Below are 24,007 nucleotides of genomic sequence, written 5' to 3'. Positions count from 1 at the left end.
TTTTTCCTCCTACATGCCAAGCTTGCGTGAAATTCTTGTAATTCGTTCCCCTAATAATTTTTGGGCTAGGCCCACTCTTAGAGAACAATATCCGTATACAACAATTCCAACTGTTGCACAAATCGTTAAGTATAGTAGTGCTTGCCATTTAGTTTCTGCTACACCCATTAACAATAATAATTTATGGACGATGATAACAGTAGCAGCCATTATGGCAGTTAAAAGGGTGATTAAGATTGATCGTCTAATAACAACAAATGATTTGTAATTTAACGCTTTTTTCAGGACGACCATATTGATGCCGATTGATACAGTATAGCCAATCGCTGTCGCTATGATTGCACCTTTTGCTTGGAATGCTTCAATCAGTGGTATATTGACGATAAGTTTTACTAATATCCCTGTTAATAAACTGAAGACAATCCACTTTTGATAATCGATTCCTTGTAATAAGGCTGCTGTCACTTGGAAAAAGGCAAATAAAATCGCTACTGGTGCGTATGCTGCTAAAATACTCGCACCCATTGCATCATTTGAATATAACAAATGATAAATATCTTTAGACAGTATAGAGATTCCAACTACAGCTGGTAAAGTGACAAATAATAAAATTTGATACGTTTTATCCATCGCTTGAATAAGTTGTGTATGCTCTCTGTTTGTGAAATACTTTGTAATTGTTGGTATTAAAGCCATCGAAAAACCTGTTGCAAGCATGACTGGAATAATAACAATTTTATGCGTTGTAAAATTCAGCATACTCAAATATAAATCCGTTACACTCGATAAACCAATGTTCCCCATAGCTGTATTAAATGTTAGCATATCAACTAACTGGAATAGTGGGTTTGCCACCCCAACAAATACAAATGGAATGGAATAACGAATGACTTCGGAATAAATTTCTTTATACGATAACTTACCAGAAGAAACACTTTGAGAAAGCTTCAAATCAAACTCCGGTTTTAATCGTTTCCAATAATAATAGAGAATCAATAGTCCTCCCAGTGCTCCGATAAATGCAGAAAACACCGCAAATGAAATAGCTGTCTCTGCTAATCCTCCAAATACTTTCACTATTAAAAAAGATCCTATTAATAGCGCAATAATACGCACAATTTGCTCAATCAATTGTGAAATAGCAGTTGGTTTCATATGGTCATAACCTTGGAAAAAACCACGAACTAAACTCATAAATGGTACAACAATAAGCGCGAAACTAACCCAGCGAATAACTGATGCTATTTGAGCAACAGAAAAAACTTGCTCTTCATCTTTAATAACTAAATGTGCAATCGGCGTTGCTAATAAATAAAGGACTAAAAAGGATAAAAAACCAGTGATTGTCATGATGATTAAACCAGACTTCACAAGTTTTCGCCCTGACTCATAATCACCTATACTATTGTATTTCGATACAAATTTTGAAACTGCAATTGGTGCGCCTGAAATCGCCACCGAAAGCATTATTGTATATGGAATGTAGGCATACGAATATAACGCAACATTTTCTTGCCCTATGATGGCGTAAAACGGGAATACGTAAACGAGGCCAAGTAATTTCGATAAAAACATGCCAATGGTCAAAATGGCAGTGCTTTTCATTAATGATGACATACAACCCTTCCATTCTTCGTAAATCTAATGAACCTAAATGATAGTTTACAACTCAAAGAACAATTACTCAAATAGTTTATTTAAATCATGTATAATAAATAAAAAAAGAAAGTGAGTTCACATATATGTATGACGTCATAATAATCGGTGGGGGTCCCTCGGGCCTAATGGCCGCAATCGCTGCTGGCACTGAAAGAAAAAAAGTATTACTGCTTGAAAAAGGAACAAAATTAGGTAAGAAATTAGCTATCTCAGGAGGCGGTCGCTGTAATGTCACAAATCGCCTACCTGTTGAAGAAATCGTCAAACATATTCCAGGAAATGGTCGATTCTTATACAGCCCTTTTACTGTTTATAACAACGAAGATATCATTGCCTTTTTTGAAGGCTTAGGCGTCGCTCTAAAAGAAGAAGATCATGGGCGTATGTTCCCTGTCTCCAATCGTGCGCAAGACGTTGTAGATGCTATGATTAACGAATTACATCGCTTAAAAGTAGATGTTCGATTAAGTACAACCGTTAATAAATTATTAATGGATGAGAACAAAATTCTAGGCGTACGCTTAGCAAATGGTGAAGAAATACTTTCAAATGCAGTCGTAGTAGCAGTTGGTGGTAAAGCTGTACCACAAACAGGTTCGACAGGGGATGGCTATCCTTGGGCTGAGAAGGCCGGTCATACTGTAACAGATCTCTATCCAACAGAAGTTCCTCTACTTTCAAACGAAAACTTCATCCGCCTTCGCGAACTACAAGGATTAGCATTACGTGATGTAGCTGTTTCCGTGCTAAACAAAAAAGGCAAACCTTTAGTAACACATCAAATGGACATGCTTTTTACCCACTTCGGTTTAAGTGGACCTGCCATTTTACGCTGTAGCCAATTCGTCGTAAAAGAAATGAAGAAAAACGGTGGTAACCCAGTTACTATACGCATTCAATCATTAATGGATTACAACGAAGAATCTGCATTCCAAATGCTCTTTAAACTGGCAAAAGATGAGCCGAAAAAAGCATTAAAAAACGTGTGGAAAGGTATTGTACTTGAGCGCTGGCTATTATTCCTACTTGAGCGTGCTGGTCTAGATCCACAATCTATTGGAGCTGATCTTGCAGCAGAAAAAACACGTTTATTTGCAAAAGAATTGGTCTCATTTGAAATGACTGTGAATGGTACACAACCATTAGAAAAAGCTTTCGTTACTGGTGGTGGCGTTTCAGTAAAAGAGATTGAACCTAAAACAATGGCTTCCAAAAAGAAAACCGGTCTTTATTTCTGTGGTGAAATTTTAGATGTCCATGGATATACAGGCGGATACAATATTACTTCTGCACTTGTAACTGGGCGAATTGCTGGTATGAGTGCTGCTCAATTATGAACTAGCTCCAATTTTTTTATTCTTCCATTATTAAAGCCATTATTTCGATTTCACACGAAATAATGGCTTTTTATGTTATTTATACGAATTTTTTATAAATCGCTTTTTTATGGAAAAGAATAAGTATAGACTTTACAAACCTAAATTTTTAGCAATGATTACTTTCATAATTTCATTTGTTCCTGCATATACAGATGCGACAGGTATATCTCGATATCTTCTAGCAATCTTATACTCCTCCATATAACCATATCCGCCATGTAATTGCATACAATCACTGGAGATTTGCCGAGCAGATTCTGTTAACCAGTATTTCGCCATCGATACTTTTGTAACAATATCTTTTCCAGCTATATGATCTTCAATAAGAGCATCGAGGAATGATTTTCCTAGTTCAATTTTTGTCGCAATCTCAGCAATTTTAAATTGTGTGTTTTGGAAAGATGATATTGATTTTCCAAAGGCTTTACGTGACTTTATATACTCCAAAGTTGTCTCCAACATATCCTCTGCAGCTATTTGTGCTGAAATAGCAACAACTAGTCTTTCTTGCTGCAGTTTTTCCATTAGATAACTAAAACCTCTCCCTTCTTCACCTAATAAATTACTTACAGGGACTCTACAATCTTCAAAATATAATTCAGCTGTGTCTTGTGCATGAAGTCCGACCTTATCTAATTTACGACCTTTAGTAAAACCAGGTGTTCCTTCTTCAACAACTACTAAACTAATACCTCTATGTTTTGGCTCAGCGTGAGGATTTGTTTTAACAACTACAACAAATAAATTTCCATTAATACCATTTGTAATAAACGTCTTTTGGCCATTCAACACATAATAATCACCTTCTCGTGTAGCTGTCGTTTGAATATTTGCTAAGTCTGATCCAGTTCCTGGCTCTGTCATTGCAATCGCCGTAATAGTATCGCCCGTCACACAATTCGGCAACCACCGCTTTTTTTGTTCCTTTGAAGCAAATGACTCAATATACGGAACAACAATATCATTATGTAGGCCAACTCCTACTAAACTAGTTCCTACACGTTCTAACTCTTCTGAAATAATAACATTAAAGCTAAAATCTAAACCAAGACCACCATATTCCTCTTCTACTTGAGGACATAGAAAGCCCATCTCAGCAAGACTCTTCCAAAATGCAATTGGAATTATTCGATTTTTCTCCCACGTATCATAAAAAGGTGCAGCTTCTTTTTGTAGAAACTTTCGAAGCGATTCTCTGAACATCTCGTGCTCTTCTGTTTCAAATCTATATCTCGTCATAAATATCCCTCCTTACTCTATACGTTCAATAATAGTCGCATTTGCCATACCCATTCCTTCACAAATGGAAAGTAACCCGTAGCGACCACCTGTGCGTTCTAATCGATTCATTAAAGTCACTAAAAGCTTCGTTCCAGTAGCTCCTAATGGATGACCAAGTGCAATTGCCCCACCATCAGGATTTAACTTTTCAGGGTTTGCACCTACCTCTTTCAACCAAACTAATGGAACTTGCGCAAATGCTTCGTTTACTTCATATGTGTCTATTTCATCTATTGTAAGACCTGCTTTTAAAAGCACTTTCTTGGTCGCCTCAATTGGTCCAGTTAACATTAGTGTTGGATCTGATCCTGTAACACTTCTAGCAACTATACGGGCTTTTGGCTTCAAACCAAGCATATCTGCTTTTTCGCGAGACATCAGAAGAACAGCTGAAGCTCCATCACTCATCTGACTTGCATTACCTGCAGTGATAGTTCCATTCTCATCAAAAACAGTCTTCAACTCACCTAAAACTTCCACAGTAGACCCTTCACGAGGCCCTTCATCAATCGCAAAACTCTTTGTATCTCCATTTTCTAATTGAACATCTACCGGCACAATTTCTTTTGTAAAATGCCCATTTTCTATTGCCTCAAATGCTTTTTTATGACTTTCTGATGAATATTGATCAAGCTCCTCACGTGTTAAATTCCATTTTTCAACCATTCGTTCCGAGGACAATCCCTGATTTATAATCTCGTATTTTGCAGTTAATTTCTCGCTTGGTTTTGCTTCTCTTATATTCGAAAACATAGGTTCTCGTGACATACTTTCTACTCCTCCAGCAATGACGATATCCATATCGCCTGAAGCAATAGCTTGTGAAGCAAAATGAACTGCCTGCTGGCTAGATCCACATTGTCGATCGATCGTGACACCAGGCACATGAATTGGGAACCCAGCAATTAGTGCCGCTGTTCGCGCAATATTACCAGCTTGTTCCCCTGATTGTGTTACGCACCCTAAAATAACATCATCGACTTCAGCTTTTTTTATACCTGTACGTTTCACAAGTTCATCAAGCAAAACTGCTGCCAGCTCGTCTGATCTATAGCCAGATAGAAACCCCTTTCTTCTGCCTACCGCTGTCCGTACTCCATCTACAATTACAACTTCTGTCATTTTAAACCCCACCTTTTCTATTTATTAATAACCAAGAAACTCAGCTTTTCGTTTTTCTACAAAAGCTGCTTTTCCTTCTCTGAAATCTCTTGTTTGAAACACAATAGATTGGCCATATGCTTCCATTTCTAAAATATTTTCCAAGGATACGTGTGTAGCTTGATGCATGATTCTTTTAGCAATACCAAATGACTTTGTAGGACCTTCTGCCAATGAAACTGCAAGTGCTCTACCTTTTTTCACAGCTGTTCCATCTGCAACAACTTCGTTGATCAAGCCATATTCCAGCGCTTCATGGGCCGTTATTTTTTTGCCAGTGAACACTAATTCCGCGGCTTTATGCATGCCAATCTTTTGTGGAAGGAAATATAATCCCCCCATATCAGGGATTGCTCCTACTTTTGCGAAAATCTCTGAAAATATGGCACTTTCATCCGCAACGATCAAATCACAGCAAAAAGCAATATTGCACCCTGCTCCAACTGCTGGACCATGAATCGCTGCAACAACAGGCTTTTCCATATTATAAATACCCGTAATTGCCTCATGCCCTTTTTGCAAAAACTCTTTAACTGCAACTGTATCAGTGGTGTCGATTCCAAAGTCTTTCAAATCACCACCCGAACAGAAACCCCTTCCGTTTCCGTATAGTAAGACTGCTCGTATATTCTGATCATTTTTTGCCTCCATTACCGCTGCGGCTAAATCTGATACTAATTCATAATTTACAGCGTTTAACTGATCTGGCCGATTTAACTCAATTTCATAAACCCCATCTTTAAATCTAGTAATAACTGTAGACACCAAATTGTTCCTCCTTTAACGAGGTCTAATGCTAGGACACGTTTACCATACTGAGTCATGTTGTAGTTTGTTGATTTAAATATTCATCACGTATCACGCGCTTCAATATTTTACCTGCTCCGCTTTTTGGCAACTCCGATAGAAATTCAATTGATTTTGGTACTTTATAATTTGAAACTATTGGACGAATGGAAGTAAGAATCTCCTCTTCTGTCGCAACAGTACCTTGTTTTAATACAACAGCAGCTCTGACAACTTCTCCCCACTGCTCGTGAGGTACACCAAATACCGCGCATTCTAACACAGCCGGATGGCTTGATAGTGCTTGCTCTACTTCCACTGAATACACATTTTCTCCACCCGTAATAATCATGTCTTTTGCTCGGTCAACTACATAGAAAAATCCTTTTTCTTCTTTATATCCCATGTCTCCAGTAAAATACCATCCATTCCGAAGAGCTTGCGACGTTTCCTCAGGCAAATTCCAATAGCCCTTCATGACATTGGGACCCCTTGCGATAAATTCGCCCACTTGACCAATTGGTACCTCATTACCTTCCTCATCCACTACCTTCATTTCGATGAACTGAACAGGTTTCCCACATGAAGCAAGACGCTTTTCCTCTTCCTTCGTCCCATTAATAATATGATCTTTCGGCTTCAAGAGAGTCAGAACCGGAGATGCCTCGGTCATGCCATATGCCTGAAACAACTGCGCGTTAGGCAACATTGTCATGGTTTTTTTTAATAGTCCCGTAACCATAGGTGAAGCACCATATAACATTAACCTAAGTGAAGACGTATCATATTTCTCGAAATCTGCTGAATGAAGTAGCATATTAACCATCGTGGGCACTAACATAACAGCTGTCACCTGTTCTTTTTCGATGACATGCAATACATCTTTCGGTGTAAACTGGCGCACCACCGTGTGTGCTCCTCCGGCTAACGTTACCGCAAAAGTAGATGCTTGATCCGCAAGATGAAACATAGGTGCCGCATGCAGATAAATATCACTTTCCATATATTCAAAATTCAAAGCAACATGAAGTGCATTTGACAGCAAATTTTTATGTGTTAACATGACGCCTTTGGAGCGTCCAGTTGTCCCTCCTGTATAGAACAAACCAGCTACATCCTCTTCCTGTACGTCTTCGTAGACAAGCTCTTCTACGGACTCCTCATCAAGCAAGGCCTCATACGAGAGTATATCTAAGTACTCATTTAGCTCTGAGGCATCTCGATTTTCAGACAAAATTACATGTTTGATACCAGATACTCGCTTTTTCAGCTCGTCAACAATAGGTAAAAATTCTTTGTTGACGTATAAAATCTCTACCCCTGCATCATTTAGTACATAGGCGTTCTCTTCTAAACTAAAACGCGTATTCAGCGGCACAACGATTCCGCCCATTGCTGTTATACCGTATATCAATTCAAGATAGCGAAAATCGTTCAGCAGAAGTAAGGCGATACGCTCTCCTTTTTTCACGCCCAATTTTTTTAGAGATTCTTTCAGTTTCGCAGTCCGTCCCTCTAATTCCTTATAACTATATCGATGATGCCCGTCGACAACAGCCAGTTTCTCTGGACAATTTCTAACCGTACTAAGTAGACTTTTTGTTAGAATCATTATCTTTCACCTCGGTATAAGTTTTTTTAACATCTAATTGTTGAAAAAAAGAGTCCCTTCAAATCCGCTCCGGCTGCCACTTGATAGGCGCCTATACTCAATTTATATAGTTATTTATTCATTAATTACTTTTAACTGTCTCTCGCAGTTGAAACTTCATCAATTTCCCAGAAGTATTGCGAGGCAATTCGTTTTCAAATAGCACTTTTCTTGGAATTTTATAACCCGATAAATTCTTTCTACAATAAGCTTCCAACTCTACAAGATCTATCGTCTCTCCATTTTTTTGTACAATAACAGCCGTCACGACTTCTCCCCACTGCGGATCGGGTGTTCCAATGATTGCGATATCTGCAATTTGTGGATGTGCGCTTAACACGTTCTCAACCTCAACAGAGTAGACATTTTCTCCACCTGAAATAATCATGTCTTTACTTCTATCAACTATAGAAATGTATCCTTCGTCATCTTTTACACCTAAATCCCCGGTGTATAACCAACCATCTCTTAACGTGCTTGCCGTTTCCTTAGGCTTTTTATAATATTCTTTCATAATCGTACTACCTTTAAGAATAAGTTCTCCAACTTCACCTGCCTTTGTTTCAAGTCCATTAGGTGCAACGACTTTCACTTCCGTTAACAACAAGCCGTCCTTACCAGCTGACCCAACTTTTGTCTTATGTTCCTCCGGAGATAAGAAAACACCTGTAGGACCTCCTTCTGTTAATCCACATAAGCTGTAAAAATTATGCGTTTTGAAAAATTTGATACATTGATTGACTTGTTCAGCAGACATAGGTGCTGCACCATAAGAAAAACGGTTAATAGATGAAACATCATATTGATCTTTATCCGTATATTCAAGCATTAATTTATACATTGTTGGAACTGCGAAAAAGTTCGTGATTTTATATTTCTCAATGTCTCTAAATATAGCTGCAGGGTTAAATTCTCGGTGTATCACGTTAAATCCACCTACGAAAAAACTACTTGTTAAACATATTACTAGCTGCGCCGCATGATATAACGGTGCAATATGAATAAATTTTTCCTGCGCGTTGTAACCAAACGTTCCAATCATCCCCACATTTACATTTGTCACACGTTGATGGTCAAATAGTGCACCCTTTGGATTACCCGTAGTTCCTGAAGTATACAAAATATGAAGGTCGTCCGTACCGTTAATTTCAATAGATGGCTCAGAAGTATCCTTAGATAAGATAGCTTCAATTGACAAGTTTCCTTCGATGCTTGGCGTTTCAACAGTAATCACTTGGCGGATAGCAGGGATGCCATTTTTAGATGCTTGAATTAACTCTTCATAGTCTTGATCACAAATGACAAGGACACTGTCAGACTGATTCAAGATGTAATTCGCTTCTCTTTCAACTAACCGAAAATTCATCGGCACAATGACTGCCCCTATTTTGGCGCATGCATAATAAGAAATAGCGAAAAAATCGGAGTTTTTCATCATAAGAGCCACTTTTTCTCCCTTGTTCACTCCTAAGTCAAGTAAACCGTTGGCAAAGCGGTTCACAGTTTCATTAAACTCGCCATAAGTATATGAACGGTCTTCATAAACAACTGCCATTTTATGCGGGTGTCTTACGGCATTTTGCGCTAAAATATTTACAATGTTCATCTATTAAATCCTCCAATACAATATAATTGAACATTCAGAAATTTGATTAGTCATTATGAGATAAGGCAATGATGTCCGCTCTGTTCCTACTGATTCATCGCTTAACGTGGTGACATTCGAATTCCACCATCTAGACGAATCACTTCACCGTTTATATACTCATTTTCAATCATGAATAGTACCAATGATGCGTATTCAGTCGGTTTTCCAAGACGTTTTGGAAACTCGACCATGCTTTCCAATTTCTCAACCACTTTTTCTGACAAGGTCTCTGCCATTGGTGTACGGAACAAACCAGGCGCAATCGTATTAATACGAATGCCAAAAGAAGATAGGTCGCGCGCAACTGGCAAAGTCATTCCTGCGACTCCAGCTTTACTTGCACCATAAGCTGCCTGCCCCATTTGCCCGTCAAAAGCAGCTACTGATGCCGTGTTAATAATAATCCCACGTTCGCCTGCATCTGTAAGAGGTTCATTTTTCGCCATTTCTGTCGCTGCTAATCTCAGTACATTAAAAGTCCCATTCAAATTGATATCTATCACTTGTTTAAAGTTTTCTAAAGGCATTGCTCCAGAACGGCCTAATGTCTTTTGAGGAGTTCCGACACCTGCGCAGTTCACACAAATATGCACCCCTCCAAATGTCTCAATGACTTTCACAATTCCAGCCTGTACAGATGCATCGTCCGTAACATTTACAAGCGCGTAAACAACGTTTTCACCCAATTGTTCACAAGCCTGTTGTGCTTTTTCTTCATTCAAATCAAAAATGACTACTTTTGCTCCTCTTTCTACTAAACTTGTAACCGTACCAAGTCCTAAACCAGAAGCTCCACCTGTAACAATTGCTACTTTATCTTTTATATTCATGTTCTCCACTCCAATTCTTTTATTGATCAAAATTTGCTGCCTTCACCGATAGAATTCCTTTTATAAAGCAATAGTTTGAACTACTACTGATTGAGGTTAATATCCTTCAAAAACTGGTTTTCGTTTTTCTGTGAAAGCAGCTAATCCTTCTGCCATATCGTATGACTTTGTATGCGCTTTCAACGATAGCAATTCTTGTTTCAATGCGATTTCTACAGGTTGCTCCAATCCATCCGTTACAAGTTGTTTCATCTTGCGAAGGACCAAAGGACTTTTCTCCGTAATTTTGTCTGCAATCTCTTGTACAGTAATTTCCAATTCCTCAGAACTAACTACTTCTTGGACAAGTCCGTATTCCTTCATTTCAGCTGCACTAATAAATTCTCCAGTGAACAGTAAGTACTTCGCACGGTTAACACCAATTTTTCGTGGCAACTTTACAGCGCCACCTGCTCCAGGTAACACACCGAAATTAGCATGAGCATCTCCGATTTTCGCTTTTTCAGACGCAATCACAAAATCGGCCGTCATCGCAAGCTCTAGACCGCCCGCCAATGTAATACCGTTTAATGCAGCAATTAAAGGTTTACTCAACTTTTCTAACTTCCCAAAAAGCTCTTCACTTAAATCTAATAAGCCAGGTTCCTTTTGATACTTCACCTCAAGGTCTTCCAGTAGTTCCTTTAAATTTGCTCCTGCACAAAATGCTTTCCCCTTGCCTGAAAGTACAACAACACGGATGTCATCATCGTTTTCCGCTTGGACAATTGCCTCCTTCAAAGCCAGCAATAAAGCTTTTCCTATTGAGTTCATTTCGTCTGGGCGGTTTAAGTAAATCCATGCTGTTTGTTTACGTTTTTCATAAATAATTGGTTGATTGCTCATTGTAAATTGCCCCCCTTTATTTAAATACGCCTTGTTCTTTCCATTCTCTAATTTGATGCTCACTAAATCCTTGTCCTTCTAAAATTTCTGCTGTATTTTCACCGACAGCTGTACCTACATGCTGATAAATTGGTTTAGCTGATGAAAATTTGATTGGAGTAGCCATTTGTTTTTGACCAGAGCCATCTGCTTTCGGGACATCTACAATCATTCCCCTTGCTTGGAGTTGTGGATGATCGCACGCTTCAGCAAACGTTAATACTGGTTCCACGCATGCCTCTAAATCTTCATCAAACACGGTAAGCCATTCTTCATAATTCTTTGTTAAAAAGACTGCTTTAATTTCTTTCTTAAACATGCCTTGGTCCTCTGCTTGTTCACTCATCCCCAATTCAAATAATTCCGATTTCCCAAGAGCCTCGCAAAGTATTTTTTTAAAGGGTGGCTCAATGCTACCAACGGAAAAATATCGTCCGTCTTTCGTTTCATAGAAATCATAAAATGTGCCACCATTTAACTGCATTTCTTCTGGTTGTGGCTCGATTCCTCCGACGAGATATCCCGATCCATATACCGCATTCATTGAAAAAGCAGCATCTGTCATACTTACGTCGATGTATTGCCCTTCTCCAGTCTTCTCCCGATGAACAACAGCTGCCAATATTCCAATAACCGAATGCAATGACCCACCCGCTATATCCGCAATTTGGATACCCATCGTTGTCGGAACTTTTCCTTTACGACGTGAGTAGTCCATTACTCCAGCCACTGACAAATAGTTATTATCATGCCCTGGTCGATTGCGGTAAGGACCTGTTTGACCGTATCCTGTCAGCGAACAGTAAATGAGTTTAGAATTCACCTTCTTTAGTGATTCATAATCAAGACCTAAACGCTCCATAACACCCGGCCTAAATTGTTCAATAACGATATCGTATTCGGCCACTAACGTTTTAATGATTTCCACTGATGCCGCCTGCTTCAAATTTAATGTCAACGATCGTTTTGAGCGATTTAAATACCCGTGGGCAGCAGACAAACCATCTTTGTCAAAAGGTGGTGTAACTCTGATTAAATCGACTCTTGTTGAGGACTCTACCCGAATTACTTCAGCACCTAAATCAGCGAGCATCATCGTGGCATACGGTCCCGGCAATAAGGTTGAAAAGTCTAATATTTTCAATCCATTTAATATGCCCATTATCGATTAACTCCCCTTCTTTTCTTATTTTCCAAAAATACCTCTACTAATAATCTCTTTCATAATTTCAGAGGTACCTCCAAAAATCCTTTGAATTCTAGCATCCACAAAAGCTCTAGAGATTGGATATTCCCGCATATACCCGTATCCTCCGAATAATTGTAGGCAACCGTCTACGATTTTCCCTTGTGCTTCAGTGCATGTAAGTTTAGCCATACTTGCTGTCTCAGTATCAAGTTCTCCTCTTTCTAATAAATACAGACATTCATTAACAAACGAACGATTCACTCTTGCCTCCGTCTTCATTTCTGCAATGCGAAATTTAGTATTTTGAAATTGACTAATTGGTTTTCCAAATGCATTGCGTTCACTTACATAAGCGATGGTTAAATCTAGTACTCCTTCCATTGCTCCTTGGGCTCCTATTGCGATTGTTAACCTCTCCCTTGGAAGTTCCTTCATTAATGTTATAAATCCTCTATTTAATTCTCCTAAAATTGCTTCCTCCGGAACTAATACGTCTTCTAGAAACATTTCAGATGTGTCACATGCATGTAATCCTATTTTTTGAAGGTTTTTCCCTCGGCTTATACCTGAAATTGATAAATCTACAATAAATAATGTTGTTCCTTTTGATGCAGGTACTTGGAAATCTGTTTTAGTAACAACAATCACGAAATCACAAAGTTGGCCATTACTAACAAATGTTTTCGAACCATTTATAATGTAAGTTGATTGGACTTCATCAAACCGGGCTGTTGTTTGAATTCCTTGAAGATCACTTCCAGCTCCGGGTTCAGTCATTGCAATTGCACCGACAAGTTCACCAGTAGCCATTTTTGGTAGGTAGTAATTTTTTTGCTCTTCATTTCCTGAGCTCAATATGTAATGAGCAATAATATTAGAATGGACCGATAAATTAACAGCAATTGCTGCATAACCTAAACGATTCAACTCATCGATCACTGTTACAGAATAAGCGAAGGGCGCTCCTGACCCACCGTATCTTTCTGGAATATCTATACATAACAGCCCTTCATCCCCTAGCTTTCTCCATAATTCACGAGGGATTGATCCACTTTCTTCCCACTTACTATAGTCAGGTTCAATCACTTTCTTTGCTATGGATTGAATGGATTTACGAAATAAAAACAATTCATCTGCTTGATATAACTCACTCATTGTCATATATAATTCTCCTTTACACTTTGACGATGCCAGACACCTCGACCTTTAGTACGCTTTTTTCATTTTGATTGTATGTTGTTAATGAGATCGTAATAATTTCTCCTCTTCTTTGTCTTGAACCATATGAAGAATTTCAATTGGCTCTGATTGAAATTTCTGCCTGACTACGAATTCATTTAATCTCAACAAAACCACCTTCTTCCGATAAAACTTTGGCTTTACTTTATATAAGCAAGACCCATGCCAACTTTATTTTTCATTGATATCCCATGAATATTGAGTGATTTGTAAAATACATATGTACATAGTCGTGAACACATTTCCGTAAATAAATGATGCATGTTAACAAATAAGTGTTAACTGTACACTGTTTTGTTATAATATTTATAATAATCAGAATTTTATAAGTGGAGGAATTTTATAATGCGTGTCGAGGATATCATGATGAAAGATTCGCCTACTTGTACAGTACATTACACAATTCAAGATACATTGGAAATTTTCGCTAAAATAAACTCGCAAATTATTCCGGTAGTTAATGATGATAAAAGGTTAATAGGTTTATTAACAAAAAATAAAATTATTCAAATACTAGCAGAAGGTTATTCATTTCAGTGCCCAATCACATCTTTTATTAATTTTAATCCCATTTTTTTATATCCAGATCAAGATATTAATGAGACTCGAAAATTACTGCTTAAACATCAAATTGGACATGCTCCAGTCGTCAATCGACAATTGCATCCTATTGGTATTCTATCTACATCACAAATATTATTTGCATACGACTTAGTATATGATCGATTGCAAACCCAACAATCCTTACTATTTGAAAACTTAAATTTCGGATTATTTTCCGTTGATACTAAGTTTAAGGTTAACGCCATCAATCCTGTAGCAGAAAAAATCCTTCAATTATTACCCAATAAACAACATATATTCAATGAATTAAACGGACTTGAGGAGATTACTAATCTATTAACTGGGATATTGCATCACAAAGAACAAATAATGAAAAAGAAGATGCATTTAAATGGGCATAGCCTTGTCGTACAGAGTTATCCATTGATAGAAAAAAATAAACTAGTTGGTTCCATGGTCATAATGGATGATTTCACTAATATTGAAAAAATGGCCAGTGAACTACGTTTTTCTAAGGAATGGGAGGAAAAGTTAAGAAGCGTTATTGAGCTAGCTTATGATGGCATAATTTTAGTTGATCAAAAGGCAGAAATAACGATGGTCAATAATGGCTTTTGTGAATTATATAATGTTCAAAGTAATGAACTTTTAGGGCAATCCATTTTGAACATGTACCCTGATTTAGGATTAGATGAAGCTCTACAAACCGGTGTCAGAATAACGAATGTTGCAAAATTAATTGGTAAGACACAATGTCTTATTACAATCTTACCTATAAAAAACAATGAAGAAATTATCGGAGCAATTTGTAAAATTACATACCGTGGTTTAAAGCATTTGCAAGAAGCTATTAAAAAGGTAAATAACTTGGAACAACAAGTCACTTACTATCAAAAAGAATTGAATGAACTTAAAGGAACAAAATACTCTTTTGCTAATATTATTGGGGAATCTTCTAATATTAAAAGGATAAAAAAAGAGGCCTTAGCTGCTTCTCATAGTTTATCAACGGTTTTACTTTTAGGGGAAAGTGGTACTGGAAAAGAATTATTTGCACATGGAATTCATGCCTCTTCTTCTCAGACCGGTATGTTTATTCAAGTGAACTGTGCAGCAATTCCTCCAGAGTTAATGGAATCAGAGTTCTTCGGTTATGCTGAAGGCTCATTTACTGGTGCAAAAAAGGGTGGAAAAAAAGGGAAATTTGAAATGGCTCAAAATGGAACATTATTTTTAGATGAAATCGGTGATATGCCTCTTTCCCTCCAATCAAAACTATTGCGAGTTTTACAAGAAAAGGAGTTTGAACCAATAGGGAGCAATCGTATTATTAAACTCCAAACTAAAATTATTGCTGCAACAAATCAAAACCTTGAAATACTTATTAAAGAGGGGAAATTCAGAGAAGATTTATACTATCGTTTAAATATAATGAGGATTAACATTCCACCTTTACGAGACCGGATCGAGGATATACCTGATATTGCAGAATCCATTATTTCACAACTAAAACTTTCAGGATTTCATTTAGAAGGAATCACACATTCTGCATTAACAAAGTTATTAAACTATAACTGGCCAGGTAATATTCGTGAGCTACATAATATTTTAGAAAGAGCAGCAAATCTAACAAGTGATGGATATATAGATGCTCAACACCTTCCAGAATCGTTTAATGCTAATATTCTTACAACAACTGAAAGTATAAGAATAGATCAAACAAATACACTTCTATCATATTCGGAGGAACATAATAATAAGCCATACTGGAATGCTATTGATCTTAAAGAAAAAGAACTCATACTTGCTGCACTTAAAGAAACAAATGGAAATAAAGCAAAAGCAAGTAGATTATTGGGTATCAGTCGCACTTGGCTTTACGAAAAGATAAAAAAATATAATATAAGTAAATAAAGGTCATTACAATATAATCTATTTCGAGCATACTACCAATATAATAGGTATACAAAAGAGAAAATCAATCATACTTCCTTGTTAAAATAAAAGAGGCAATAATATATTTTTTTTGATAAATCAAGAAATATTCTTAAGTCCCTAAAGTAAAAAGCGAGGAGAAAACATAATGTTTTCTCCTCGCTTTTTTATTAAAAATACATATAACTTAATAACTTACTGCAATAAACTGTTGTGTCCAGTAATGTCTATAAGGGCCACCGTTGGCATAACCCACCCCAATATGAGTAAAACGGCTATTTAGCATGTTTGCTTTATGACCGGGACTATTCATCCAAGAATTCATAACTGCTTCTGGAGTTGATTTGCCAGCCGCAATATTTTCACCTGCATAGTAATAACTGATTCCGTATTTACGCATCATATCAAACGGAGAACCGTATGTAGGACTCGTGTGGCTAAAGTATTGAAGATCACGCATGTCTTCTGATTTAAGAGTAGCTGTTTTCTCTAGCCTTTTGTCTATTTTAAGTGGTTCCACTCCAACTTTTTTTCTTTCTACATTCATAAGATTAACTACTTGTTCGCTAAAAGTTAAAGGTTTTGTTTCTGGTTTCTTTACAGGTTCTTTTTTAAATGGTGATTTTAATTTACCTTTTTTATAAAGGTTCCCATTGTATATGTACTGAGCAAATGCTCCTCGTTTAACTAAATCACTTGCACCAAACTTTGTTGATGTTTTTCGTTTCCCAACACCTGTTGTGACAAATGCTTGTACATCTTTATATGCTTTGTTTTTCTTAGATACATCTGAGTAGGACAGATTTTTTACGGATTTTAGTTTATACGCCTTTGTTAACATAGTTGCCATTTCAATTTTCGTTATTTTACCTTTTGGATTGAATTTTTTGGATTTCTTCCAAATTTTTTCGTCTACTAAAGTTGCGGCATATGGATATGCCTTACTCGATTTCTTTAAATCCGTAAATTTCGGATTAGGACGGTTCTTAGTAGAAAGTTTTAAAGCTTTCACAATTGCTTTAGCCGCATCCTCACGAGTTACATAACTAGATGGTTTAAATTTGCTACCTTTATACCCCGTCATTATTTTTTTTGAAACTACATACTCAATTGCTTTTTTGTTTGAATGAGTTTTAGAAACGTCTTTAAACTTAACACTAGTTGCCGCGAATCCCGTTGTCGATAACGTTCCTACCATTAAGAGGATAGCAATCAAACATGAAAATATCTTCTTATACATCGTGCTTACTTCCCTTCTGTTGCTTAAATTACCTAAACTTTCATGTATAACTCTATTATAGTAATATAGTTAAAAATAGTTTAAAAGGACAAGAAGTACAATTTCTTATCAAAAAAATGGATAATTTAATAAAACGTAAATTACATTTTAAAATAAATTACTCAGTTAATTTGTATTATTCTCCATAATAAAAAGATAGGGAAAGCATCTCATCCATACTTTACCTATCTCTTCATCAGTTAATCTCTATTTATTATGTTTTTTAAATGGTAAATGAGTTTTAGTAGTTCTGTGAATAGGTTGATAAAATCTAAGTATAGATTTAATGCAACGAGTGGCACTTCCTCATCACTAATATAACTTCGGGCAATTTGATTCATATCGTACAACGTATAACCTACAAACAGCAAAACACCAATTGCACTTGCAAAGACCATAACAATATCACTAAAACCAACGAAAATTGTAATGATAGAAAAAATGATGACACCGATTAATACGATGAACAAAAATTTGCCCCAGTTACCTAAATTGCGTTTAGTATTATAGCCAATAATTCCTGCTACGATGAAGATCGCTGCAGTTGTACCGAAGATAACCAGTACTAGACTTCCGCCTAATGCACCGATGTAAAATTGGAGCAAGCTATATAATGTCACACCTGTTAAGAAAGCAAAAAGGATGGAGATCATTTTACTCGCTTTTCTTGCAGCTCGACTAAACATAACGATTAACAGCAAAACAACCGTTGCAATACTAATAGGCATTACTAGTGATACGGGAACAAATATCCCAGCAAATAGCCCGATTGCTGTGACTACCCACAGCAAGGTAAAGAACCGAAGAACCTTCGGAAATTGTGATTCCATTAAATTTATCTCTCCTATATTATTAAGCTACTTCCAGTATAAATCTTTTTTGAAGAAATGTTTAATAGTATGGATTTATCAGACTTCTTTCCCCCTTTCAAACAATTATGAAATTCTTCTTTAGCTAAAAAATCTATAACAATAATGAGCCTAATTCATAATATCTAGTTATTTACCACTATATGTTTATCTCGCATTTTCGCATTCCATACTTCGATAACAGTTGAAATATCCAGCATTTATACTTTATATAGATTAGTCATTATAATATGTAGGGAGATTGAATATGAATACTTTCAAATTTATACCGCTGATAGTTTTAACAACATTTTTAATGGGGTCTTCTTTTGCAGTCGTTAAAATTGGTTTGCCTTATTCTTCACCATTGTTATTAGCAGCATTACGCTTTACACTTGCGGGAATCATCATGGCAATAATCGTGATTATTTTAAAAAGACCTCATCCAACTTCAAAGGAAAGTTGGGTAAAGTTGCTGATAATTGGGAGTTTGCAAACAGCTGGTGTTATGGGTTGTATCTTTTTAAGTTTACGAACAATTACGGCTAGTGAGTCCTCAATTCTCACTTTCACAAACCCACTACTCGTAGTGGTATTCGGTACTATTTTTTCTCAAATACGCTATAAATATTATCAATGGATTGGCGTTCTTTTAGGTTTAGTAGGCGTAAGTATAACAATGGGAGCGCAAATTGAATTTAAGATTGGTATTCTTTTTGGTATTCTGTCTGCTGTATTTTGGGCGATGGCCACATTATTAGCTAAAAAATGGGGAGCCTTTTTTGATAACTGGGTTTTATCTGCCTATCAAATGCTGTTCGGTGGATTAATATTATTACTTGGTAGTTTTACTCTTGAAAAGTCATTTTTTATTTTGAATGGTAACTCAATACTCATTTTATTATGGCTAAGTATTATGTCATCCATTGTTCAATTTGCCGTATGGTATTATCTTTTACAAAAAGGTGATCCAGGAAAAACGAGTGCCTTTTTATTTTTAGCACCTTTCTTTGGGGTACTAACTGGCTGGTTATTATTAGATGAACCGTTATACCCTTCTCTTATAGTTGGTGGCCTCTTTATAATTATTGGTATTTATTTGGTCAATAGTAATTTCAAAAAAAATCTAGTTCAAAGTACTGTAAAAGTAAATGAATAGCTTTTGTTTAATCGAATAACCCTCGCCTTATCTATATAATTAGGCGAGGGTTTTTCATTTCATCATTACATATTAATATTAAATTTCTGTTTGAAACCTATTTTTCCTTTGTCTGTAATTTTAACAGCACGTATAGATGGCACTCTAACTATCCATCCTAAATCAAAAAAGTGTGTCATTAGTCCATTTCCTAAAGCACCTGCAAGATGATGTTGACGCTCACTCCAGTCTAAGCAAGCATGTGAAAATGAGCGGCGTTTTCTTTTTAGTTTACCTATATCAATGCCTAATTCAGTAAAGAATTGTTCTCCAGTAGGAGTAACTATAAATTCTCTCTCTTCTTTTTTTAGATAACCTGAATGCAACATTGACTCGGTTAAATTTATACCTAACTTACCGGCTAAATGGTCATAACAAGTTCTAGCTTCCTGAAGTAATTTCACTTGGTTAGATTGTTTTAATGAGCGCACTTCAGGAGGTGGCGAGATGGCCAGAAAAGATTCTAAAATACGGGCGACTTCTCCACCCTCTAGCTGAAAATAGCGATGACGTCCCTGTTTCTCTACTTTCACCAAATTACCTTCTACTAATTTCGCAAGGTGAAAGCTCGCAGTTTGTGGTGTTACAGCTGCCATATAAGCTAATTCACTGGCTGTATGAAAACGCCCATCCATTAAACTTGTAAGAATAGTTGCTCTTGATGTTTCTCCAAGGAGAGCGGCAACCTCAGCCACATTTGGATTTATACTCATTTCAAACACCCTTTCCGCATTCCATATTTCGATTATAGTCAAAGTATAGAATACTTACAATATGCACCAAATACGTTGAATCTTATTTGAACATCAACTTCCATTTTGCCATTATCACTTTCCAAAGAACTTTGCTCAGCTTTATCATCGTTTCTTATTAAACACCCTAAGTAGCGATAGTGGAATAACCCTTGAAATTTATCCCACTTTACCTATAGACACTAATATTCTAAGTCATTTATTTATAAATTAATTATCTTTGCAACTATTGTTGTTTTCAAACGTATATAGGGTATGATATCTAATCAGGAGGTTTTGTATATGTTTATAATCCCAACTATTATTGCTTTTTTATATGAACTATTATTAGCTATACCTATTTTAGGTGGAGCTATTATGATTGGTTCTGGATACTCAGCTTTAACGACTGCGCTAGTTATTCACGTCATCGTTCTTGTCCTTCGCTTTGTTACTGGTCACTCAAAAGTTGTACCAATTTTAGCGATTATCTTAACTTTACTGACGTGGATTCCTATCCTTGGGTGGGCCATTCATATTTTAATCGCTATCGCTTATTTCATTGATTTTTTTATGGGTTTAGGAAAAAGTTCGATTCAGAGAGATTTGTAAATTAATCAATTAATAATACACAGCTTCAATTTCGCAAAATTGAAACTGTGTATTTTTGTGCGGACTAAATTTGAAACCCCAGTACTCCTTGCGCTATTAAAAAAAGAAAAAACCACATCTTCTCTCCATTTTAAAGAGAAGATATGGTTAAACTGCTAAATAGCAGAAGTATTAATTGGTGAAGCTTAAATCGCTACAATATTCACAAGTTTCCCAGGAACAGCGATAATTTTCTTAATTTCTTTACCTGCAAGTAGTTCTGCAATTTTTTCATCTGCTAATGCAATTTCTTGTAAGTCCTCACGAGATGCGTCTTTTGCTACTAAAATTTTGTTTTTTACTTTACCATTTACTTGCACTACTACTTCGATTTCATCGTCAGTTAATTTTGACTCATCAAATGTTGGCCATGCAGCGTATGTTAATGTTTCTTCTTTACCAAATTTCGCCCATAATTCTTCTGCAATGTGAGGAGCAATTGGCGCTAACATTTTAACGAAGCCTTCAGCATAAGCTGTTGGCACGACATCTGCTTTGTAGCAATCATTGATGAATACCATCATTTGTGAAATAGCCGTGTTGAAACGAATATGCTCGTAGTTTTCAGTTACTTTTTTCACTGTTTGGTTATACACTTTTTCTAAAGTAGTATCTTCTGAAGCTTGGATTTTATCTGATAATGATCCATCTTCATTGATAAATAAACGCCAGATACGATCTAAGAAGCGTCGCGCTCCATCAAGGCCATTTTCAGACCATGGAATAGATGCTTCAAGTGGGCCCATGAACATTTCGTAAAGTCGAAGTGTATCTGCACCGTGGCTCGCAATGATATCATCAGGGTTTACTACATTCCCTTTTGATTTAGACATTTTTTCATTACCTTCTCCTAAAATCATCCCTTGGTTAAATAATTTTTGGAAAGGCTCTTTAGTTGGTACAACACCTAGATCGTACAATACTTTATGCCAGAAACGAGCATATAGTAAATGCAGAACAGCGTGCTCTTGACCACCAATGTAAATATCAACTGGTAACCAGCGTTTTAATAATTCTGGATCCGCTAGCATTTCATCATTTGTTGGATCGATATAACGCAGGAAGTACCAACTTGAACCAGCCCATTGTGGCATAGTATTTGTTTCTCTACGACCTTTTTTACCTGTTACAGGGTCAACTACATTTACCCACTCTTCAATATTCGCAAGTGGTGATTCTCCTGTTCCACTTGGGCGGATATCATCTGTTTTAGGTAAAATAAGTGGTAGTTCTGATTCATCAAGCGTTGTTACTTCGCCATCTTCCCAATGGATAACTGGAATCGGCTCTCCCCAATAACGTTGACGGCTAAATAACCAGTCGCGTAAACGATAAGAAATTTTCTTTTCACCTACGCCTTTTTCTTCTAACCATTCAATCGCTTTAGCAATAGCTTCTTCTTTGCCTAAACCATCAAGGAATCCAGAGTTAACATGTTTACCTTCTCCAGCGTAAGCTTCTTTTTCGATATCTCCACCAGCTACAACTTCAACGATTGGTAAATCGAATTGTTTTGCAAATTCGTAGTCACGTTCATCGTGAGCAGGAACAGCCATGATTGCTCCTGTACCATATGTTGCAAGTACATAGTCCGCGATCCAAATCGGCATTTTTTCACCATTAATCGGATTAACTGCATAAGCGCCTGTGAAGACACCAGTTTTTTCTTTTGCAAGATCAGTACGTTCAAGATCTGATTTCATTTTCACTTCGTCTAAGTATGCTTCAACTGCTGCTTTTTGTGCATCTGTTGTAATTTCAGCTACTAGTTTATGTTCAGGGGCAAGTACTGCATAAGTAGCACCAAATAATGTGTCCGGGCGTGTTGTGAATACACGGAACGATTGATTTGTACCATCTACTGTGAATGCCACTTCTGCACCTTCAGAGCGACCAATCCAGTGACGTTGCATATCTTTAATATTTTCTGGCCAATCTACTTCTTCTAAATCGTCGACTAAACGATCAGCATAAGCAGTAATTTTCAGCATCCATTGTTTCATAGGACGGCGTTCAACAGGGTGTCCACCACGTTCTGATTTACCATCAATTACTTCTTCATTGGCAAGTACTGTACCAAGTGCTGGGCACCAGTTAACAGCTACCTCATCAATATAAGCTAAGCCTTTTTTGTATAATTGGACGAAAATCCATTGAGTCCATTTATAGTAGCTTGGATCTGTTGTATTGATTTCACGATCCCAGTCATATGAAAAGCCAAGTTCTTGAATTTGACGTTTAAATGTCGCAATATTTTTTGCTGTAAATTCAGCAGGATCATTACCCGTGTCTAAAGCATATTGTTCAGCAGGTAGTCCGAATGCATCCCAACCGATTGGGTGAAGGACATTATAGCCTTGCATACGCTTGAAACGACTTAAAATATCTGTTGCTGTATATCCTTCAGGGTGTCCAACATGTAGACCCGCTCCTGATGGATAAGGGAACATATCTAGTGCATAAAATTTTGGCTTTGATTCATCATTGACAGTTTTAAATGTATTATGTTCTGCCCAATACGATTGCCATTTCTTTTCGATCTCTTGATGATTGAAATTCAATGATTTCTCCTCCTTAAAATAATAAAACAAGTTTCGCCTTTTACATTGTCATAATATTCCTATATTTTAGACAAAATAAAAACTCCCGTCCCTAGAAAAAGGGACGAGAGCTTAAAAAGGTTCCCGCGGTACCACCCAAATTAGTGTATTACACTCAACTTGACTCCTTAACGCGGAAAACGGCTTTGGTTACACTTGTATTCACCATTGCAGACTCCAAGGCGAGTTCAATTTATCCATTTACTAGCTCACACCACCCGCTAGCTCTCTTGAAAATCAAATAAATTTACTATTCCTTATCATAGTCTTGTTATATTGAATCTAATTCTAATCGAATTGAGCCAAAATGACAAGCAATTTAAAAATCATTGTAAATAAAAGGGTTAAGATATTCAATATGAGTGTTTTTTATAATATGTAAAAGGTTCGATTTCTACTATATATATATGTAAAGAAAAGAATATCAATAATACGCGTTTTATTTTAAAGTAAA

Annotated in this window: 18 protein-coding genes and 1 other annotated feature; of the genes, 4 read left to right on the top strand and 14 right to left on the bottom strand. The window is 36.7% G+C overall.

Translation table 11 applies throughout. The annotated features are described in order from the left end of the window. Window positions 1–9: 9 nt before the first annotated feature. On the bottom strand, window positions 10–1,617 hold the full coding sequence (locus tag MHH98_RS04615) for a putative polysaccharide biosynthesis protein (RefSeq protein ID WP_038187970.1): 1,608 nt from the start codon (window positions 1,615–1,617) through the stop codon (window positions 10–12). A 125-nt stretch (window positions 1,618–1,742) separates the two neighbouring features. Between MHH98_RS04615 and MHH98_RS04610 the strand changes: the two genes are divergently transcribed. Continuing rightward, complete coding sequence (locus tag MHH98_RS04610; RefSeq protein ID WP_038187974.1) at window positions 1,743–2,996, top strand: BaiN/RdsA family NAD(P)/FAD-dependent oxidoreductase; 1,254 nt, start codon at window positions 1,743–1,745, stop codon at window positions 2,994–2,996. A gap of 132 nt (window positions 2,997–3,128) precedes the next feature. Here the strand turns inward: MHH98_RS04610 and MHH98_RS04605 are convergent, their stop codons facing one another. The 9 genes from MHH98_RS04605 to MHH98_RS04565 all read right to left on the bottom strand — a co-directional run bounded on the left by MHH98_RS04605 (window position 3,129) and on the right by MHH98_RS04565 (window position 13,669). Continuing rightward, window positions 3,129–4,277: an acyl-CoA dehydrogenase family protein gene (locus MHH98_RS04605; protein ID WP_038187977.1), complete on the bottom strand. Its 1,149-nt coding sequence runs from the start codon at window positions 4,275–4,277 to the stop codon at window positions 3,129–3,131. 12 nt (window positions 4,278–4,289) lie between these two features. After that, on the bottom strand, window positions 4,290–5,441 hold the full coding sequence (locus tag MHH98_RS04600) for a thiolase family protein (RefSeq protein ID WP_038187981.1): 1,152 nt from the start codon (window positions 5,439–5,441) through the stop codon (window positions 4,290–4,292). 24 nt (window positions 5,442–5,465) lie between these two features. Then, window positions 5,466–6,245 (bottom strand): enoyl-CoA hydratase/isomerase family protein, encoded by a 780-nt coding sequence (locus MHH98_RS04595; RefSeq protein WP_051448788.1) that lies wholly within the window; start codon window positions 6,243–6,245, stop codon window positions 5,466–5,468. A gap of 55 nt (window positions 6,246–6,300) precedes the next feature. Next, entirely contained in the window at window positions 6,301–7,878 is a 1,578-nt protein-coding gene (locus MHH98_RS04590) for a long-chain-fatty-acid--CoA ligase (RefSeq protein ID WP_038187987.1), read from the bottom strand. Between the two features lie 121 nt (window positions 7,879–7,999). Beyond that, window positions 8,000–9,523: a long-chain-fatty-acid--CoA ligase gene (locus tag MHH98_RS04585; protein WP_038188006.1), complete on the bottom strand. Its 1,524-nt coding sequence runs from the start codon at window positions 9,521–9,523 to the stop codon at window positions 8,000–8,002. A gap of 101 nt (window positions 9,524–9,624) precedes the next feature. Next, the gene (locus MHH98_RS04580; RefSeq protein WP_038188011.1) at window positions 9,625–10,395 is read right to left on the bottom strand and encodes a 3-hydroxyacyl-CoA dehydrogenase; all 771 of its coding nucleotides are present in this window, start codon (window positions 10,393–10,395) and stop codon (window positions 9,625–9,627) included. A 96-nt stretch (window positions 10,396–10,491) separates the two neighbouring features. Continuing rightward, window positions 10,492–11,280 carry an enoyl-CoA hydratase/isomerase family protein gene (locus MHH98_RS04575; RefSeq protein WP_038188016.1) on the bottom strand — a complete coding sequence of 263 codons (789 nt, stop codon included), beginning with the start codon at window positions 11,278–11,280 and terminating at the stop codon, window positions 10,492–10,494. A gap of 16 nt (window positions 11,281–11,296) precedes the next feature. Next, on the bottom strand, window positions 11,297–12,481 hold the full coding sequence (locus tag MHH98_RS04570; RefSeq protein ID WP_340712254.1) for a CaiB/BaiF CoA transferase family protein: 1,185 nt from the start codon (window positions 12,479–12,481) through the stop codon (window positions 11,297–11,299). A gap of 24 nt (window positions 12,482–12,505) precedes the next feature. Next, entirely contained in the window at window positions 12,506–13,669 is a 1,164-nt protein-coding gene (locus MHH98_RS04565) for an acyl-CoA dehydrogenase family protein (protein ID WP_246832406.1), read from the bottom strand. Between the two features lie 441 nt (window positions 13,670–14,110). Between MHH98_RS04565 and MHH98_RS04560 the strand changes: the two genes are divergently transcribed. Then, complete coding sequence (locus MHH98_RS04560) at window positions 14,111–16,225, top strand: sigma-54-dependent Fis family transcriptional regulator (RefSeq protein WP_162148719.1); 2,115 nt, start codon at window positions 14,111–14,113, stop codon at window positions 16,223–16,225. A gap of 208 nt (window positions 16,226–16,433) precedes the next feature. Here the strand turns inward: MHH98_RS04560 and MHH98_RS04555 are convergent, their stop codons facing one another. Both MHH98_RS04555 and MHH98_RS04550 read right to left on the bottom strand, forming a co-directional pair. After that, complete coding sequence (locus tag MHH98_RS04555; protein WP_051448790.1) at window positions 16,434–17,486, bottom strand: CAP domain-containing protein; 1,053 nt, start codon at window positions 17,484–17,486, stop codon at window positions 16,434–16,436. A 239-nt stretch (window positions 17,487–17,725) separates the two neighbouring features. Further along, window positions 17,726–18,355 (bottom strand): Bax inhibitor-1/YccA family protein, encoded by a 630-nt coding sequence (locus MHH98_RS04550; protein WP_038188023.1) that lies wholly within the window; start codon window positions 18,353–18,355, stop codon window positions 17,726–17,728. 286 nt (window positions 18,356–18,641) lie between these two features. Here MHH98_RS04550 and MHH98_RS04545 point away from each other — a divergent pair, with 286 nt between their 5' ends. Continuing rightward, on the top strand, window positions 18,642–19,532 hold the full coding sequence (locus tag MHH98_RS04545) for a DMT family transporter (RefSeq protein ID WP_038188029.1): 891 nt from the start codon (window positions 18,642–18,644) through the stop codon (window positions 19,530–19,532). A gap of 65 nt (window positions 19,533–19,597) precedes the next feature. Here MHH98_RS04545 and MHH98_RS04540 read toward each other — a convergent pair whose 3' ends face one another. Further along, the gene (locus MHH98_RS04540) at window positions 19,598–20,284 is read right to left on the bottom strand and encodes an ArsR/SmtB family transcription factor (RefSeq protein WP_038188034.1); all 687 of its coding nucleotides are present in this window, start codon (window positions 20,282–20,284) and stop codon (window positions 19,598–19,600) included. Between the two features lie 321 nt (window positions 20,285–20,605). On the opposite strand from MHH98_RS04540, the gene MHH98_RS04535 reads away from it, so the two are divergent. Beyond that, window positions 20,606–20,914 carry a hypothetical protein gene (locus tag MHH98_RS04535; protein WP_038188037.1) on the top strand — a complete coding sequence of 103 codons (309 nt, stop codon included), beginning with the start codon at window positions 20,606–20,608 and terminating at the stop codon, window positions 20,912–20,914. Between the two features lie 185 nt (window positions 20,915–21,099). On the opposite strand, the gene leuS is transcribed toward MHH98_RS04535, so the two are convergent. Beyond that, entirely contained in the window at window positions 21,100–23,514 is a 2,415-nt protein-coding gene (leuS, locus tag MHH98_RS04530; protein ID WP_038188040.1) for a leucine--tRNA ligase, read from the bottom strand. Window positions 23,515–23,610: 96 nt separating this feature from the next. Then, window positions 23,611–23,826 (bottom strand) — a binding site (T-box leader). Window positions 23,827–24,007: the final 181 nt, after the last annotated feature.

The sequence above is a fragment of the Viridibacillus sp. FSL H8-0110 genome (assembly GCF_038003565.1).
In the GTDB taxonomy this organism is placed as follows: Bacteria; Bacillota; Bacilli; order Bacillales_A; family Planococcaceae; genus Viridibacillus; species Viridibacillus arenosi.
Note: the sequence above shows the minus strand (reverse complement) of the source record. Positions and strands in the feature narration are given on the sequence as shown.